Source organism: Pseudoruegeria aquimaris (assembly GCF_900172235.1).
Classification (GTDB): Bacteria; Pseudomonadota; Alphaproteobacteria; order Rhodobacterales; family Rhodobacteraceae; genus Pseudoruegeria; species Pseudoruegeria aquimaris.
This window is the reverse complement of sequence record NZ_FWFQ01000018.1, coordinates 41,409-57,519: the sequence shown is the minus strand read 5'-3', so window position 1 is coordinate 57,519 and position 16,111 is coordinate 41,409. Positions and strand designations below refer to the sequence as shown.

Annotated in this window: 14 protein-coding genes; 11 read left to right on the top strand and 3 right to left on the bottom strand. The window is 67.5% G+C overall.

Annotated features, from left to right (window positions below; translation table 11 throughout):
- Positions 1-204: 204 nt before the first annotated feature.
- Genes ccoG through ccoS form a run of 4 tightly spaced genes read left to right on the top strand, consistent with a single transcriptional unit; the run spans position 205 to position 4,448 of the window.
- The gene (ccoG, locus tag PSA7680_RS12900) at positions 205-1,635 is read left to right on the top strand and encodes a cytochrome c oxidase accessory protein CcoG (RefSeq protein WP_085869133.1); all 1,431 of its coding nucleotides are present in this window, start codon (positions 205-207) and stop codon (positions 1,633-1,635) included.
- Positions 1,632-2,093 carry a FixH family protein gene (locus PSA7680_RS12895; RefSeq protein ID WP_085869132.1) on the top strand — a complete coding sequence of 154 codons (462 nt, stop codon included), beginning with the start codon at positions 1,632-1,634 and terminating at the stop codon, positions 2,091-2,093. Before ccoG ends, PSA7680_RS12895 begins: the two co-directional genes overlap by 4 nt.
- Positions 2,090-4,285, top strand: coding sequence for a heavy metal translocating P-type ATPase (locus PSA7680_RS12890; protein WP_085869131.1), 2,196 nt, complete (start codon positions 2,090-2,092; stop codon positions 4,283-4,285). The genes PSA7680_RS12895 and PSA7680_RS12890 overlap by 4 nt, the downstream gene beginning before the upstream one ends.
- Before the next feature lie 4 nt (positions 4,286-4,289).
- Positions 4,290-4,448: a cbb3-type cytochrome oxidase assembly protein CcoS gene (ccoS, locus tag PSA7680_RS12885; protein WP_085869130.1), complete on the top strand. Its 159-nt coding sequence runs from the start codon at positions 4,290-4,292 to the stop codon at positions 4,446-4,448.
- A 103-nt stretch (positions 4,449-4,551) separates the two neighbouring features.
- Here the strand turns inward: ccoS and hemC are convergent, their stop codons facing one another.
- Complete coding sequence (hemC, locus tag PSA7680_RS12880; protein ID WP_085869129.1) at positions 4,552-5,508, bottom strand: hydroxymethylbilane synthase; 957 nt, start codon at positions 5,506-5,508, stop codon at positions 4,552-4,554.
- A 104-nt stretch (positions 5,509-5,612) separates the two neighbouring features.
- Here hemC and hemE point away from each other — a divergent pair, with 104 nt between their 5' ends.
- Positions 5,613-6,653, top strand: coding sequence for a uroporphyrinogen decarboxylase (hemE, locus tag PSA7680_RS12875; protein ID WP_085869128.1), 1,041 nt, complete (start codon positions 5,613-5,615; stop codon positions 6,651-6,653).
- On the opposite strand, the gene PSA7680_RS12870 is transcribed toward hemE, so the two are convergent.
- Positions 6,650-8,221 carry a CRTAC1 family protein gene (locus PSA7680_RS12870; protein WP_085869127.1) on the bottom strand — a complete coding sequence of 524 codons (1,572 nt, stop codon included), beginning with the start codon at positions 8,219-8,221 and terminating at the stop codon, positions 6,650-6,652. The two genes, hemE and PSA7680_RS12870, sit on opposite strands and share 4 nt — an antisense overlap.
- Positions 8,211-9,434, bottom strand: a complete 1,224-nt coding sequence (locus tag PSA7680_RS12865) for an ROK family transcriptional regulator (RefSeq protein ID WP_085869126.1) — start codon at positions 9,432-9,434, stop codon at positions 8,211-8,213. The genes PSA7680_RS12870 and PSA7680_RS12865 overlap by 11 nt, the downstream gene beginning before the upstream one ends.
- Before the next feature lie 286 nt (positions 9,435-9,720).
- Here PSA7680_RS12865 and xylF point away from each other — a divergent pair, with 286 nt between their 5' ends.
- The 6 genes from xylF to PSA7680_RS12835 all read left to right on the top strand — a co-directional run bounded on the left by xylF (position 9,721) and on the right by PSA7680_RS12835 (position 16,085).
- Positions 9,721-10,695, top strand: coding sequence for a D-xylose ABC transporter substrate-binding protein (xylF, locus tag PSA7680_RS12860; RefSeq protein WP_370738557.1), 975 nt, complete (start codon positions 9,721-9,723; stop codon positions 10,693-10,695).
- Between the two features lie 155 nt (positions 10,696-10,850).
- Entirely contained in the window at positions 10,851-12,116 is a 1,266-nt protein-coding gene (locus PSA7680_RS12855) for a sugar ABC transporter permease (RefSeq protein ID WP_139838639.1), read from the top strand.
- A gap of 15 nt (positions 12,117-12,131) precedes the next feature.
- The gene (locus PSA7680_RS12850; RefSeq protein WP_085869123.1) at positions 12,132-12,899 is read left to right on the top strand and encodes an ATP-binding cassette domain-containing protein; all 768 of its coding nucleotides are present in this window, start codon (positions 12,132-12,134) and stop codon (positions 12,897-12,899) included.
- Between the two features lie 146 nt (positions 12,900-13,045).
- Positions 13,046-14,011: an HlyD family secretion protein gene (locus PSA7680_RS12845; protein WP_085869122.1), complete on the top strand. Its 966-nt coding sequence runs from the start codon at positions 13,046-13,048 to the stop codon at positions 14,009-14,011.
- Positions 14,008-14,943, top strand: coding sequence for an ABC transporter ATP-binding protein (locus tag PSA7680_RS12840; protein WP_085869121.1), 936 nt, complete (start codon positions 14,008-14,010; stop codon positions 14,941-14,943). Before PSA7680_RS12845 ends, PSA7680_RS12840 begins: the two co-directional genes overlap by 4 nt.
- Entirely contained in the window at positions 14,940-16,085 is a 1,146-nt protein-coding gene (locus PSA7680_RS12835; RefSeq protein ID WP_085869120.1) for an ABC transporter permease, read from the top strand. The genes PSA7680_RS12840 and PSA7680_RS12835 overlap by 4 nt, the downstream gene beginning before the upstream one ends.
- Positions 16,086-16,111 lie beyond the last annotated feature (26 nt).

The following is a 16,111-nucleotide window of genomic DNA, read 5'->3' as shown; positions in this document are numbered from 1 at the left end:
CAAATCCTCCTTGGCGGCACAGATGATGAACCAGTCGAACACCACGCTTTCGCCCCGGCCGCGGGGCATGCTGTCGCAGCAGCATCCTGTCGCTGCGGGTCTCTGTCGCGCTGAATTGGCGCGCGAAGGGGCGCATGGTGGTGGCCGGATGCGGGCGCCGCAGCGTGCGGGCCTGCCAGAGAATTCCACACGGGAGCCGATCCGTTGAGCAGCTCAGACACACCTCCTTCCCTCTATGCCGCCAGAGAGCCGGTGTTTCCGCGCCGGGTGAAGGGCAAGTTCCGCACGCTGAAGTGGTGGATCATGGCGATCACGCTGGGCATCTACTACCTGACGCCCTGGATCCGCTGGGACCGCGGCCCGAACCTGCCCGATCAGGCGGTGCTCGTCGATCTCGCCAACCGGCGCTTCTTCTTCTTCATGATCGAGATCTGGCCGCATGAATTCTATTTCATCGCCGGCCTGCTGATCATGGCGGGCCTCGGCCTGTTCCTGTTCACCTCCGCGATGGGGCGTGTCTGGTGCGGCTATGCCTGCCCGCAGACCGTCTGGACCGATCTCTTCATCCTCACCGAACGCTGGATCGAGGGCGACCGCAACGCCCGCGTGCGCCTGTGGAACGCGCCCTGGACGGCGCGCAAGGTGCGGCTGCGGGTGTTCAAGGGCATCGTCTGGGCCATCATCGGCCTGGCCACGGGCGGGGCGTGGATCTTCTACTTCGCCGATGCGCCTACGCTGGCGAAGGATCTCGTCACCTTCTCGGCCCCGCCGGTGGCCTATATCACCATGGGCATCCTGACCTTCACCACCGTCATGTTCGGAGGCATCGCCAGGGAGCAGGTCTGCACCTACATGTGCCCCTGGCCGCGCATCCAGGCCGCGATGATGGACGAAGACACGATCACCGTCGCCTACCGCGAGTGGCGCGGCGAGCCGCGGGGCAAGCACCGCAAGGCGGAAGGCGCCGAGGAACTGGGCGATTGCATCGACTGCATGGCCTGCGTGAACGTCTGCCCCGTCGGCATCGACATCCGCGACGGCCAGCAGCTTGAATGCATCACCTGCGCGCTCTGCATCGATGCCTGTGACGACGTGATGGCGAAGATCGGCAAGCCCCGCGGGCTGATCGACTACCTCGCCCTCACCGATGCGCCGGAAGAGATCGACGGCATCCCGCCCAAGCCCGTCTGGAAACATATCCTGCGGCCGCGCACCATCCTCTACACCACCCTGTGGGCACTGGTGGGCGTGGGACTCATCGTGGCGCTCTTCCTGCGCTCCGAGATCGAGATGACGGTTTCCGCCGTGCGCAACCCCACTTACGTCACGCTCTCCGACGGCAGCGTACGCAACATCTACGACGTGCGCCTGCGCAACAAATACGGAGAGGATCGCCCGTTCCGCCTGTCGCTCACCTCCGAAGCGCCGCTGCGGATCTCGCTCGAAGGCACCGAGGAACTGGTGATCAACGTGCCGGCGGATTCGACTTTCCTGCAACGGGTCTACGTGTCCGCGCCGCCCGACAGCGCGCCCGCGAAGGCCCACCGCACGGATCTGCGCCTCTGGGTCGAGGATCTCGAAAGCACCGACCGCGCCTACAAGGACACCATCTTCAACGGAAAGGGCACGCCATGACCGCCCCGCTGACCGGCCGCAAGGTCTTTCTCTTCGTGGCCTCCGCCTTCGCCATCATCATCGGCGTCAACGTCTTCATGGCGACCCAGGCCGTGCGCACCTTTCCGGGGCTCGAAGTGAAGAACGGCTACATCGCGAGCCAGACCTTCGACGCCGAACGCGCCGCGCAGGAAGCGCTGGGCTGGGAGACCTCCCTGGACTACGCGCAGGGGCAGTTGCGCCTGACCATCCTCGGGCCGGACGGCGCCCCCGTGCAGCCGCGGAGCCTCTCGGGCACGGTGGGCCGCTCCACCAGCATGAAGGACGACATCACGCCCATCTTCGCCTGGGACGGCGCCTCCTACGTCTTCCCGGTGGATCTTGCCCCCGGCAAGTGGGATCTGCGCCTCGTGGCCACCGCCGAGGACGGCACGCGGTTCCAGCAACGCCTGCCGATCTTCGTGAAGGCTGAGTCGTGACAGCGGCGCTGCGCCCGGCGCCGGCGTCGGCCTGCCCGGCCTGCGTGGCCGCCCCTCTCGCCGAGGAGGTGGCGGATGCGCGCGTGCCGGAGGCGGGCGAAGCGCTGCTGCTGTCTCTGCCGACGATCCACTGCGCCGCCTGCATCTCCGCCGTGGAGCGCGAACTCGCGCGCACGCCCGGCGTCAGAAGCGCACGGGTGAACCTGACGCTGAAGCGGGTGAGCGTGGACGCCGCGCCCGAGGTGACGGCCGCCGCGCTCGCCGAGCGGCTGGAGGCGATCGGCTACGAGGCGCACGAGCTGGACCCGGGGGCGCTGAGCGCCACAGCCACCGACAAGGCCGGCCGCGATCTGCTGATGCGGCTGGCGGTGGCCTTCTTCGCCTCGATGAACGTGATGCTGCTCTCGGTGGCGGTCTGGTCGGGCGCGCAGGACGCAACGCGGGACATGTTCCACTGGATCTCGGCCATGATCGCCTTCCCGGCGGTGGCCTTTTCGGCGAAACCCTTCTTCACCAACGCCTGGGCGGCGCTCTCGAAAGGGCGCATGAACATGGACGTGCCCATCGCGCTGGCCATCGTGCTGGCGCTGGGCACCTCGCTCTATGAAACCGCCCATTCCGGCGAGCACGCCTATTTCGACGCGGCGCTCACCCTCACCTTCTTCCTGCTCGCGGGCCGCTACCTCGATCACCGCACGCGCGCGGTGGCGCGCTCCGCCGCCGAGGAACTCACGGCGCTGGAGGTGCCGCGCGCGCTGCGGATCGGGGCCGACGGCGCCGAGCAGGAGGTGCGGGTGGCCGAGCTTGCGGTGGGCGATCTGATCCGGGTCCGGCCCGGCGCGCGGATGCCCGTGGACGGGGTGATCTCGCAAGGCGCAAGCGAGCTGGACCGCAGCCTGCTGACCGGCGAAACCATGCCGGTCTTCGCCGAGGCCGGCACGCCGGTGAGTGCGGGGGAGGTGAACCTGACGAGCCCGCTGGTGATCCGTGCCACGGCCGTCGGGCGCGATACTTCACTGCACCGGATGGCGGACCTGGTGGCGGTGGCCGAAAGCGGCCGCAGCCGCTACACCTCGCTCGCCGACAAGGCCGCGAAGCTCTACGCCCCCGGCGTGCACATCCTCGCCGCGCTCTCCTTCGTGGGATGGTATCTCTACACGTTCGATCTGCGCACCGCGCTCAACATCGCGGCGGCGGTGCTGATCATCACCTGCCCCTGCGCGCTGGGGCTGGCGGTGCCCGCCGTCACGACGGCGGCCTCCGGGCGGCTGTTTCGCAAAGGCATGCTGATCAAGCACGCCACCGCGCTGGAGCGGCTGGCGGAGGTGGAGATCGCGGTCTTCGACAAGACGGGCACGCTGACCGAGGGCAAGCCGGAGGTGATGAACGCCGAGGCGCTGCCCGATGACACCCTCGCGCTGGCCTTCGGCCTGGCGCAGGGCTCCAGCCACCCGCTGGCACAGGCGATCTGCGACCTGGCGCAGGCGCGCGGGCTGCGCCCCGCGCAGGTGACGGAGGTCGAGGAGCTTCCGGGCTGCGGGCTCGAGGGCATGGCCGGCGGCCGCCGCCTGCGGCTGGGCCGCGCCGGATGGATCGGTGCCGCCGCACCGGAAGCGGGCACGGCGAGCTACCTGGAAGTCGCCGGCGAAGCGCCCCTGGCCATCCTGTTCCACGATCGCATCCGCCCCGGCGCGCGGGAGGCCATCGACGGGCTGAAGGCGCAGGGCATCGCCGTGCATCTTCTTTCGGGGGATGCCGAGGGGGCCGTCGAGGATCTGGCACGGCGGCTCGGCATAGAGCACTGGCAGGCCGGGGCGCTGCCCGAGGAAAAGGCCACCCGCGTGGCCGCGCTCTCGGAAGAGGGCCGCGTGCTGATGGTGGGCGACGGGTTGAACGACACGGCGGCGCTGGCGGCGGCGCATGTGTCGATTTCGCCGGCCACGGCGCTGGACGCGGCACGGGTGGCCTCCGACATCGTGCTTCTGGGCCGCGATCTTTCGCCCGTGGCGGAAGCCACGGCGACGGCGCGCAAGGCGACGAAGCGCATCCGCGAGAACTTCCGCATCGCCACGCTCTACAACGTGATCGCGGTGCCCATTGCCGTGGCCGGGCTGGCCACGCCGCTGGCGGCGGCGCTGGCGATGTCGCTCTCTTCGATCACTGTATCCCTGAACGCTCTGCGGGTAAGGTGAGCCCATGGAAATGCTCACCTACCTGATTCCGATCTCGCTGTTTCTCGGCGGCCTCGGCCTTGCGGCCTTCTTCTGGGCGATGAAGACCCATCAGTTCGACGATCCGGAAGGCGACAAGCACCGCATTCTCAGCACGGACTGGGACGACAAGCCCAAGCCTTGAGGGCCCTTCAGCGGACGCGCCCCTTGCGGGGCGCGGCAGGATCAGCCCGCCCTGCGGCGGGCGGTTTGCCTCCGGCGGGGATATTTTTCGAACAAAGTGAAGGTCAGCGCCAGGCGAAGAAATCCGGCGCGGCGCGGCAGAGCAGGGTTTCGGCGAGCTCTGTGCCCAGGGCCTTGGCGTCCGAAGCCGGGCCGGTGATCTGGTCGGCCAGTTTCTCGCTGCCATCGGGGCGCAGGATTTCGCCGCGCAGGGTGAGGGTGTCTCCGGCGATGTCCGCCAGCCCGGCGATGGGGGTTTCGCAGGAGCCATCCAGCCGGGCGAGGAAGGCGCGCTCGGCGGCGAGGCGGGTGCCGGTTTCGGTGCAGTGCAGCGCGGCCAGCAGCCGGGCGGCGCGTTCGTCGCTTTCGCGGCGCTCGATGCCGATGGCGCCCTGCGCCACTGCGGGCAGCATCTCTTCGGGCGCGATGGCGGCGGTGGCGACCTCGGGGGTGCCCAGGCGGTTGAGCCCGGCCATGGCGAGGAAGGTGCATTGCGCAACGCCGTCGGACAGCTTCCTGAGCCGGGTCTGCACGTTGCCGCGGAACTCCACGACCTTCAGGTCGGGGCGCACGTTCAGCAGCTGGGCCTTGCGGCGCAGCGAGGAGGTGCCGACCACGGCGCCGGGGGGCAGCGCGGCGATGTTCGGGTGGTGGTAGGAGATGAAGGCGTCGCGCACGTCTTCGCGGGGCAGGAAGCAGTCGAGCACGAGGCCTTGCGGCTGCTCGACCGGCATGTCCTTGGAGGAATGCACCGCGATGTCGATGGTGCCGGCGAGCATCGCTTCCTCGATCTCCTTGGTGAAGAGGCCCTTGTTGCCGATCTCCTTCAAGGGGCGGTCGGCGTCGATCAGGCTGCGGTCATCACCCGTCGTCTTGATCACCACGATCTCGAAGGCGGCCTCGGGCAGCTGGAAGGCGGCCATCAGCCGGGCGCGGGTTTCGCGGGCCTGCGCCAGCGCCAGCGGAGAGCCGCGGGTGCCGATCTTCAGGGGCTGTTCGGGAGAAGGGAGGGCGTGCGTCATGGCGCCTTGATAAACGCGGCAAATCGGCCTGACAACGCCCATCGGCTTGACATCATGCCGCTGGCTTGAAAGGTCGGTTCCGCAAGTCAGACAGCGGGGAACCCATGGCCCAGACCAAGACGATCCTGAAGGCGCTCAACGGCGAAACGCAAGACGTGCCGCCGATCTGGATGATGCGGCAGGCCGGGCGTTACCTGCCCGAATACCGCGCGACGCGGGCCAAGGCCGGGGATTTCCTTTCGCTGTGCTACACGCCGGAGCTGGCCGCCGAGGTGACGTTGCAGCCGATCCGCCGCTACGGGTTCGACGCCGCGATTCTCTTTGCCGACATCCTGCTGGTGCCCCAGGCACTGGGGGCGGATCTCTGGTTCGTGACCGGGGAGGGGCCGCGGCTCTCCACCATCACCACGCCGGGCGAGTTGGCGGCGCTGAAGCCGGTGGAGGACATCCACGAGGTGCTTTCGCCCGTCTACGAGACGGTGAAGATCCTCTCGCGCGAGCTGCCTGTCGAAACGACGCTGATCGGCTTCGCCGGCGCGCCCTGGACGGTGGCCACCTACATGATCGCCGGGCGGGGCACGCCCGACCAGGGGCCGGCCCATGCGCTGATGCAGGCCGATGTGGCCACCTTCGAGGCGCTGCTGGCCCGCATCACCGCCGCCACCATCGAATACCTCTCCATGCAGATCGAGGCCGGGGCCGAGGTGGTGAAACTGTTCGACAGCTGGGCCGGGTCGCTCAAGGGCGAGGCCTTCGCGAAATACGCGCTTGCGCCGGCGAAAGAGATCATCGCCGCGCTCAAGGCGCGCCACCCCCACGTGCCCGTGATCGCCTTCCCGCGGGAGGCCGGCGAGAACTACATCGGTTTTGCCAAGGCGACCGGCGCGGATTGCGTGGCGCTGGACAATTCGGTTTCGCCGGAGTGGGCGGCGGAGCACGTGCAGGTGGATGGCTGCGTTCAGGGCAACCTCGCCTCCAGCCACATGGTCACCGGCGGGCAGGCGCTCGTGGAGGAAACCCGGCGCATCGTGCGGGCCTTCTCCAAGGGGCCGCATATCTTCAACCTCGGGCATGGCATCACGCCGGACGCCGATCCGGACAACGTGCAACTGATGATCGATACGGTGCGCGAGGGGCGGCGTTAACCGCCCGTCTCCACGGACAGCCCGGAGGGGGACGCGCCCGGAGAGACCCGGGACAGCCCGTTGACCGGAACCTCCACCCAGTCGCTGGTGCGCCCGTCGGGCCAGATCACCCGCAACTCGGCTTCGTCTGCCATGCCGAGGCCGAAGTGGAGCCCGGCGGCATCGCCGCCGGCATGGCCGCCGCCGACCGTAATCTCGCGCAGCTGGGTGCGTTCGCCGGCGCGCAGTTCCACGAAGGCGCCCACCGCGCGGGTGTTGGGGGCGGGCTGGTGCAGCTCGACGAGCGCCCAGTTCCCGGTGTCGGCCGTTATGTTCTGCCAGGCTTCCGCCGGCGCGCGGCGGTTGACGACGAGCAGATCGAGCAACCCGTCGAGATTGAAATCCACCAGCGCCGCGCCACGGCCGCGTGCCATGGAGGCCACGCCGGCCTCGGCGCCGCGTTCGGCGAAGGTGCCGTCGGGCTGCTGGATCAGCAGGTTGTTGGGATCTTCCATCGCGGCGGAGGGCATCTGCTCCACGTTGCCCTTGGCGACGAAGATATCGTCGCGCCCGTCGTTCTGCACGTCGCCGAAGGCCACGTGCCAGCCGGTGGAGGGGCGGCCGTCGTCGCCGAGGTAGGGCCGGTGCGCGGTGGTGCCGCTGTGGTAGCTCGCATCTTCGTAGACCGGGCCCGAGGCGCCTTCGGCGAGGGCTTGGAACTTCTGATCCCCCATCGAGGTGAGGTAGACTTCCTGCCGGCCGTCGCCGGTGACATCGCGGGTGGCGATGCCCATGCCCCAGAGCGCGTAGGGCTTCCATCCGTCTTTCTCGGTGTAGGGGCGGGGCGTGGGCTCCATCGCCCAGAGCTGCTCCTGCCCGCCCTTCACGTAGTAGTGGCGATCGTTGGAGACGCGCAGGTCCTGCCGGCCGGTGCGGGACCAATCGGTGAACAGCATCGACAGCGGGCAGAACCCCGGGGCCAGGGGCAGCGGGGCGGCGTAGCGCGCGCCGTCGGGCCGGTGGAGCTCGCCCTCGTCACAGGTGCCGAAGGGGCCTTTCGGGTCCGCGCGATCCACGTAGTTGCCGAAGGCGAGCGTCGGCAGGCGCGCGTTGCCCTCCCAGGTGGCGGAGAAGGCCGTGGTCCAGCCGTCCGTGCGGCTTTCGTAGCCGAGAGCGGCGCTGAAGGGTTCGAACCGGCAGTCGCCGAGCCCGCGCATCAGGCGGTTTTCGCCGACCCGCAGGATGGCCAGATCGAGGGTGCCGTCGCTGTCGATGTCCAGCGGGTAGGCGCCCGTCACGCCCGTCAGGGCGAGGGCCTCCGGGGTGGCCTCAGAGAAGGCGATCGGGGCGCCGGGGGCTTCGGTGGTGTTTGCGAGCAGCATGGCCGGGTTGCCGCCGCCGGCCATGTAGGCTTCGGGCAGCGCATCGCCGTTGCAATCGAAGACGGCCACGCCGCCGCCGACGAAATGCTCCCAGCCGCCGGCATAGACGTGCTCGGGGATGGTGACGGGGCTGAAGGCGGGGTCGCCGGCGAGGGTCGGGCCGGCGAAGAGCGGCAGAAGCCCGAGGGCAACGGCTTTAGGCAGCATCGGTGATTTTCCTGATGGCGAGGTCCGTCACGCCGTCCATCGCGAAGGCGGCGGCGCCCTTGGCCCACATGAGATCGCCCCACTTGTGGATGCGCACCTCGGGAAGGGGGGCATCCACCTGGATCACGGCGGCCTTCATGGCTTCGAGCACCTCGTCGGCGTAGAGGTAATCGAACTGCATCCGCTCGCCGGATAGGATGATCAGTTCCGGATCGAAGATGTTGACGATGTTGGCAAGCCCCATGGCAAACATGCGGCCGGCCCGGTGGAAGATGGACTGCGCCGTGGTGTCGCCGGATTTCGCCTTGCGGAAGAGCATGTCCAGCGTGGCGTTCTCGGGATCCTGACCGGAGAGCGAGCCGGTGATGCTGGCCTCGCGCAGAAGCGCGTAATCGGCGACGTAGGCCTCGAGGCAGCCGCGCTGGCCGCAGCGGCAGAGCGCGCCGTCCAGGTGCACCTTGGTGTGGCCGAACTCCGCGCCGCAGCCGCGGGTGCCGCGGTAGAGCGCGTTGTCGATCACGATGCCCATGCCCACGCCGTGCTCGATGGTGACGACGATGAAATCGCTCACCGTCTTGCCCATGCCGAAGAGCTGTTCGGCCATGGCGACGAGGTTGGCGTCGTTGTCGATGAACACGGGAAGCGGCAGCCGGGCCTCCACGAGATCGCGCAGGCCGACGTTGCGTTCGGTCATCGAGGGGGACCAGTAGACGAAGCCGCGCGGCGCATCGATGATGCCGGCCACGCCGATGCCGAGCCCGGAGATCTGCGACACGTCCATGTCGGCCTCCTGCGCCGCGGCGCGGACGGAGGTCTCGATGAACCCGGCCATGTCGTCGGGCGAAAGCTTGGAGGCGGGCAGGGCGGCGGTGTATTCGCTCACCGTGTTGCCCTCGAAATCGATCAGCGCCACCATAACGTTGCGGTTGGCCACCTTCAGCCCGGCGACGATATGCGCATCGCCCCGGATCTTCAGCGCCACGCGCGGGCGTCCGCGGCGGGAATCGGGCTTGCTGTCCGGTGCGATCTCCTCGATCAGCCCGGCCTTTAGAAGCTCCGAGGTGATGGAGGTCACGGTGGCCGGGCTCACGCCGGTCTTCTGGGCGATGTCAATGCGCGCGATCTGGCCGGACTTGCGGATCGTCGAGATGACTTTCTGCCGCCCGGACTCGCGTTGATCCGTCGCCGTGCTCGCGCGGTCGATTCGTGCCAATGTGATGTCCTCCCGGAGAAGTATATTTCACAGAATAAAATAATTCTGCAAGCGCGCAGAGTGCCCCCACGCGGATAGTTAGCGCAAACATGTTGATAAACAGGGTGTTACGAGAAAGTGACGCAGGGTGCGCGTATTTAATTAGACCTTCAAAATAAATAATGCTAGAACCTCTGCAGCCGCTGCGAATCCACTAGGACGCAAGGGAGAGCGGCGGCGATTGAACTCTAGGGAGGAAATCATGAAAAAATTCACCGGTATTGCTGCGGGCGTAATTGCCGCGACCATGGCCACCACGGCGCTGGCCGATGGCGTCGTCGTCGGCGTGAGCTGGTCCAACTTCCAGGAAGAACGCTGGAAGACGGATGAAGCCGCGATCAAGGCAGCGCTCGACGCCGCGGGCGCCGAATACATCTCCGCCGACGCGCAATCCTCGTCCGCCAAGCAGCTGTCCGACGTGGAAAGCCTGATCGCCCAGGGCGCCGACGCCCTGATCATTCTCGCCCAGGACGCCTCTGCCGTGGGCCCGGCCGTCGAGGCCGCCGCCAACGAAGGCATCCCGGTCATCGCCTACGACCGCCTGATCGAAGACAGCCGCGCCTTCTACCTGACGTTCGACAACGTCGAAGTGGGCCGGATGCAGGCGCGTGCCGTGCTGGAAGCCCAGCCGAAGGGCAACTACGTGATGATCAAGGGCTCCCCCACCGACCCGAACGCGGATTTCCTGCGTGGCGGTCAGCAGGAAGTGCTGCAGGCGGCGATCGACGCGGGTGACATCACCATCGTCGGCGAAGCCTACACCGACGGCTGGGTGCCGGCCAACGCACAGCGCAACATGGAGCAGATCCTGACGGCCAACGACAACAAGGTCGACGCCGTGGTCGCCTCCAACGACGGCACCGCCGGCGGCGTCGTGGCAGCTCTCACCGCACAGGGCATGGAAGGCATCCCTGTCTCCGGCCAGGACGGCGACCACGCTGCCCTGAACCGCGTGGCGCTGGGCACCCAGACGGTCTCCGTCTGGAAGGATGCGCGCGAGCTCGGCAAGGCCGCCGGCGAGATCGCCGTGGCTCTCGCCGAAGACGGCATGGCCAAGATCGACGGCGCCGTGGAATGGACCTCGCCGGGTGGCACCACCATGATGGCGAAGTTCCTTGCTCCGGTTCCGATCACCCAGGAAAACCTGAACGTGGTGGTCGATGCGGGCTGGATCTCCAAGGAGGCGCTCTGCGCCGGCGCGACGATCGACTACTGCAAGTGATCTGAGCTTTCCGCTCCTCCGCCGCTTCGCGCGGGGGAGCGACCCTTTACGAAATTTCCTGACATTGCTGTAGGCTCTCACCGGGTGCGCGCTTCCTGCCGCCACTGGCCTGCACCGCAATGCGTGACGTCCGCGATCGGGGGAGGACACACAACATGCAAGACCAAGCCAAGAAATTCTTTGCCAGCCTGGGGCTCGATACCAGGCTGCTGGGGATGATCGGCGCCCTCGTGGTGATCTGGATCGTCTTCGGCATCGCGACCGACGGGCGGTTCCTGTCACCGCGCAACTTCTTCAACGTTTCCGTTCAGACGGCCTCGGTGGCCGTCATGGCGACGGGCATGGTCTTCGTGATCGTGACCCGGCACATCGATCTCTCGGTCGGCTCAATGCTGGGCTTCATCGGCATGACCGTGGCGGCGCTGCAAGTGCAGTGGCTGCCGCAGATCGTCGGGCTGGGGCATTGGTCGATCTGGATCATCGCCGTTTTCGCCGCCATCCTGATGGGGGCCGTGCTCGGCGCCTTCCAGGGCTGGATCATCGGCTACCTCACCGTGCCGGCCTTCATCGTGACGCTCGGGGGCTTCCTGATCTACCGCGGGGCCATGTGGTGGGTGACCAAGGGCCAGACGCAGGCGCCGCTCGATCCCACCTTCCGCCTGCTGGGCGGCGGTGCCGAAGGCACGCTGGGCGAGACCCTGAGCTGGATCTTCGGCATCATCGCCGCCGTTGTGGCCGTGGCTGTCATGCTCATGAGCCGCCGCCGCAAGGCCGATCACGGCTTCGTCGTGAAGCCGGTCTGGGCCGAGGCGATCATGGTCGGCCTCGCTGCCGGCCTGATCATCGCATTCGTCTGGATCATGAACAGCTACCCGATCCCCAAAGGCGCGATGAAGCGCATGACGGAAGCCCGCGGCATCGAATACACCGAGGATCTCGTCTGGAACCACGGCGTCGCCATCCCGGTGCTGATCCTGCTCGTGGTCACGGTCGTGATGACGGTCATCGCCACCCGCACCCGCTTCGGCCGCTACGTCTACGCCACCGGCGGCAACCCCGAGGCGGCCGAGCTTTCCGGCATCAACACCCGCTGGCTCACCGTGAAGATCTTCGCCCTGATGGGCGCGCTCACCGGCATCGCCTCGATCATCGCCTCCGCTCGCCTCAACGCGGTGGACGTGGGCCTGGGCACGCTCGACGAGCTGCGCGTGATCGCGGCGGCCGTGATCGGCGGCACCGCCCTGAGCGGCGGCTTCGGTACCATCTACGGCGCGGTCATCGGCGCGCTGATCATGCAGTCGCTGCAATCGGGCATGGCCTCCGTCGGCGTGGACGCGCCGCTTCAGAACATCGTGGTGGGCTTCGTGCTCGTCTTCGCGGTGTGGGTCGACATCGTGTACCGTCGCAAGACCGGCGCTTAAGGGGAGGAAAGACAGATGGACAAGAAAACCCCTCTCGTGGAGATGAAGGACATCCACATCTCCTTCGGTGGCATCAAGGCGGTGGATCACGTGTCGGTGGATCTCTACCCGGGTGAAGTGGTGGGCCTGCTGGGCCACAACGGCGCCGGCAAATCCACGCTCATCAAGATCCTCTCCGGGGCCTACAAGGCCGATGGCGGCGAGATCTGGATCAACGGCGAGAAGGCCACGATCAACAACCCCCGCGACGCGCGCAAATACAACATCGAGACGATCTACCAGACGCTGGCTCTGGCCGACAACCTCGACAGCGCCTCCAACCTCTTCCTCGGCCGTGAACTGGTGACCCCGCTGGGCATGGTCGACGATGATGCGATGGAGGCCGAAACGCGCAAGATCATGGGCCGGCTGAACCCGAACTTCGAGAAGTTCTCGGCCCCGGTCTCGGCGCTCTCAGGCGGCCAACGGCAGTCCGTCGCCATTGCGCGCGCGGTCTACTTCAACGCCAAGATCCTGATCATGGATGAGCCCACCGCCGCGCTCGGCCCGCACGAAACGCAGATGGTGAGCGAGCTGATTCAGCAGCTGAAAGCTGAAGGCATCGGCATCTTCCTGATCAGCCACGACATCCACGACGTGATGGAACTCTGCGACCGCGCTTCCGTGATGAAGAACGGCAAGCTCGTGGGCACGGTGGACGTGGACAGCGTGACCGATGACGATCTGCTGGGCATGATCATCCTCGGCAAACACCCGCACGAGAAGGCCGAAGCGGAGGGCTGATGCCCTTGGCCCGGAACTCCTGAGGCCCGCCGCGACATCGCGGCGGGTTTTTCGTTTGTGGCGAAGGCTTTGCAAGCCCAACCGCCTGATCTACCCTGAGGTGAACCGGGCCGGATCATCGTGGCCCGCACCTGCCGGAGGCTGGCATGGCATTGATAACGGGCACACGGGTCGTTCTGGCGGTTTCGCTGCTGGTCACGGGATGGTTCCAGGATTGCAGCGGCGGGCCGGAAGGTGTGGCGCTGGGGGAAACCGCGCGGGAGCGGGTGTCACTCACGGCAACCTCAAGCCAGATCGTCGTGGCGCTGCCGGTGGCGGAAGGGGCTCCGGTCGAGCCCGGCACCGTGCTCGTCCAGTTGGATGACCGTATCCAGACCGCGAACGTCGCGCTTGCCGAAGCACGGCTGGCCTCGGCGCAGGCCGCGCTGGACAAGCTCGTGGCCGGGGCGCGGCCGGAAGAGATCGCGGTGGCCGAGGCTAATGTGGCAGCTCGAAAGGCGGAACTGCGCGAGGCCGAAAGTGTCTATGAACGAGATCGCCGGCTGGTGGAGGCGGATGCCGCCACGGTGGCGCGGCTGGAGGCCGACGAAGCCCGCCGCGACGCCGCGCGGGCTTCGCTCAGCGCGGCCGAACAATCCCTGAAAGAACTGCGCGTCGGCGCGCGGGAAGAGGATCTGCGCCGCGCCCGCGCCGACGTGGACGCCGCGGAGGCGGCGCTTGCGGCAGAGCGCGCCCGTCTCGCCGAACTGACGATCACCGCCAGCCGTGCCGGTATCCTCGACAGCCTGCCCTGGAACCTCGGGGAGCGGGTGACCGTGGGCAGCCCCGTGGCCATCATCCTCGCCGGCGAAGCACCGCTGGCGCGCGTCTACATTCCCGAGGCACACCGGGCAGGGATACGGGAAGGGGATCGCCTCAGCGTCCATGTGGACGGCGTTCCCGAGCCCTTGGAAGGGGTGGTGCGGTGGATCAGCGCCGATCCGGCCTTCACGCCCTATTACGCGCTCAACCAGGAAGAACGGGGCCGGCTCGTCTATCGGGCGGAGATCCTGCTGCCGGAGGCCGATCCCGATCTGCCGCTGGGTATCCCCGTGCAGGTGGATCTGCCGTGAGCGGGCTTGCTGTCGAAGCCAGCGGACTCACCCGGGCCTTCGGAGAAAAGCGCGCGGTGGATGCGCTGGATCTGGCGGTGCCGGCGGGCACGATCTTCGGGTTCCTCGGGCCCAACGGCTGCGGAAAAACCACCACGATGCGCCTGCTGACGGGCCTGCTGCGCCCCAGCGCGGGCGCGGCGCGGGTGCTGGGCCACGCGCTGCCTGCCGAGGCCGAGGCGCTCAAGCGCGAGATCGGCTACATGACGCAGACCTTTTCGCTCTACCGGGATCTCACGGTGGCGGAAAACCTGCGTTTCACCGCCGACATCCACGGCATGAACGCCGCCCGCCGCCGGCGGCGGATCGACGATGTGCTCGCGCGGTTCGATCTGGAGGATCTGACGCGCCAGATGGCCGGCTCGATGAGCGGCGGGCAGCGGCAAAGGCTGGCGCTTGCGGCGGCGGTGCTGCACGAGCCGGGGCTGTTGTTTCTGGATGAGCCGACCTCGGCGGTGGACCCCGAAACACGCCGCGATTTCTGGGAAACGCTGTTCGATCTTTCGGCCGCAGGGGTGACGATCATCGTCTCCACCCATTTCATGGACGAAGCGGAGCGCTGCCAGCAGATCGCCATTCTGGATCAGGGCCGCAAACGTGCCGACGGAGCACCAGACGCGCTGATGGCGGGGCTCCCCGCGCAGGTGGTCCAGGTGGAGGGCGGCGATCTCCGTGCCGCGAAACGCGCCATGCAGGGCCGGCCCTCGGTGATCAGCGTGGCGCAGATCGGCACGCGGCTGCGTGTGCTCGTGGATCGTTCGGAGAACGATCCCGTGGCGCTGGTGCGCGAGGCCGTGACGGCGGGGGCAGAAGCCCATGTGGTGCGGCCGAACCTCGAAGACGTCTTCGTGGTGGCAACACGGCACGCGCCGGGTGAGGATGCCGCGGCATGACGGCGCTCAGGCGGATCCTCGCGGTGCTGCGCAAGGAGATCTGGCAGCTGCGCCGGGACAGACTCACCTTCGGCATGGTGGTGATGATCCCGTTGATCCAGCTTCTGCTCTTCGGCTTCGCCATCAACACCAACCTGCGCCACATCCCGGCGGTGCTGGTGGACCACAGCCAATCCGGCCTGAGCCGCGCTCTGGTGCAGATGGTGGAGGCCACGCAGGTCGTCACCTTCACTGAGCGCACCGTGGACGTGGACGAGGCCGAACGGTTGATCGCCGGCGCCAAGGTGCGCGCGGCGTTCATCATTCCGGAAGACCTTTACCAGAGGGCCGTGACCAGCCCGGCCACCGGCTTTGCCACGCCGCCCTCCACCGATGACGTCACCGCGCGCCCCGTGGCGCAATGGATCGTGGATGGCTCCGATACCGTGGTCGCCGGCGCCATCCGCAGCCTGCGGGCCATGCCGCTGGCGGAGCTGTTCCGCAAGCCGGCCAACCGCAGCGTGCCCACCTTCGAGGTGGCCTTCTACTACAACCCGGAACAGCGCACGGTGGTGAACATCGTCCCCGGCCTCGTTGGGATCATCCTGACGATGACGATGATCATGTTCACCTCGGCGGCCATCGTGCGCGAAACCGAGCGCGGCAACACCGAGATGCTCATCACCACGCCGATCCGCCCGATCGAACTGATGGTCGGCAAGATCATCCCCTACATGGTGATCGGTTTCATCCAGGTGGGCATCATCCTCGGGCTCGGGAAACTGGTGTTCAACGTACCGATGCAGGGCACGCTGGCCGATCTCTTCGTGGTGACGCTGCTGTTCATCCTTGCCAGCCTTTCGCTGGGGCTGGTCATCTCCACCGTGGCCAAGAGCCAGCTTCAGGCGATGCAGATGACGGTGTTCTTCCTGCTGCCCTCGATCCTGCTCTCGGGCTTCATGTTTCCTTACGAAGGGATGCCAGTTGCGGCGCAGCGCATCGCCGACGTGCTGCCGGCAACCCATTTCATGGTCGCGATCCGGGGCGTGGTGCTGCGTGATGCGGGGCTTGCGGAGCTGTCTGGGCACCTGTGGTTCCTCGCCGGCTTCGCCATCCTCGGGCTCATCGTCGCGGCGCTGCGGTTCCGCAAGCGGTTGGACTGAAGCCGAAACGGCAACACCGCCGCACG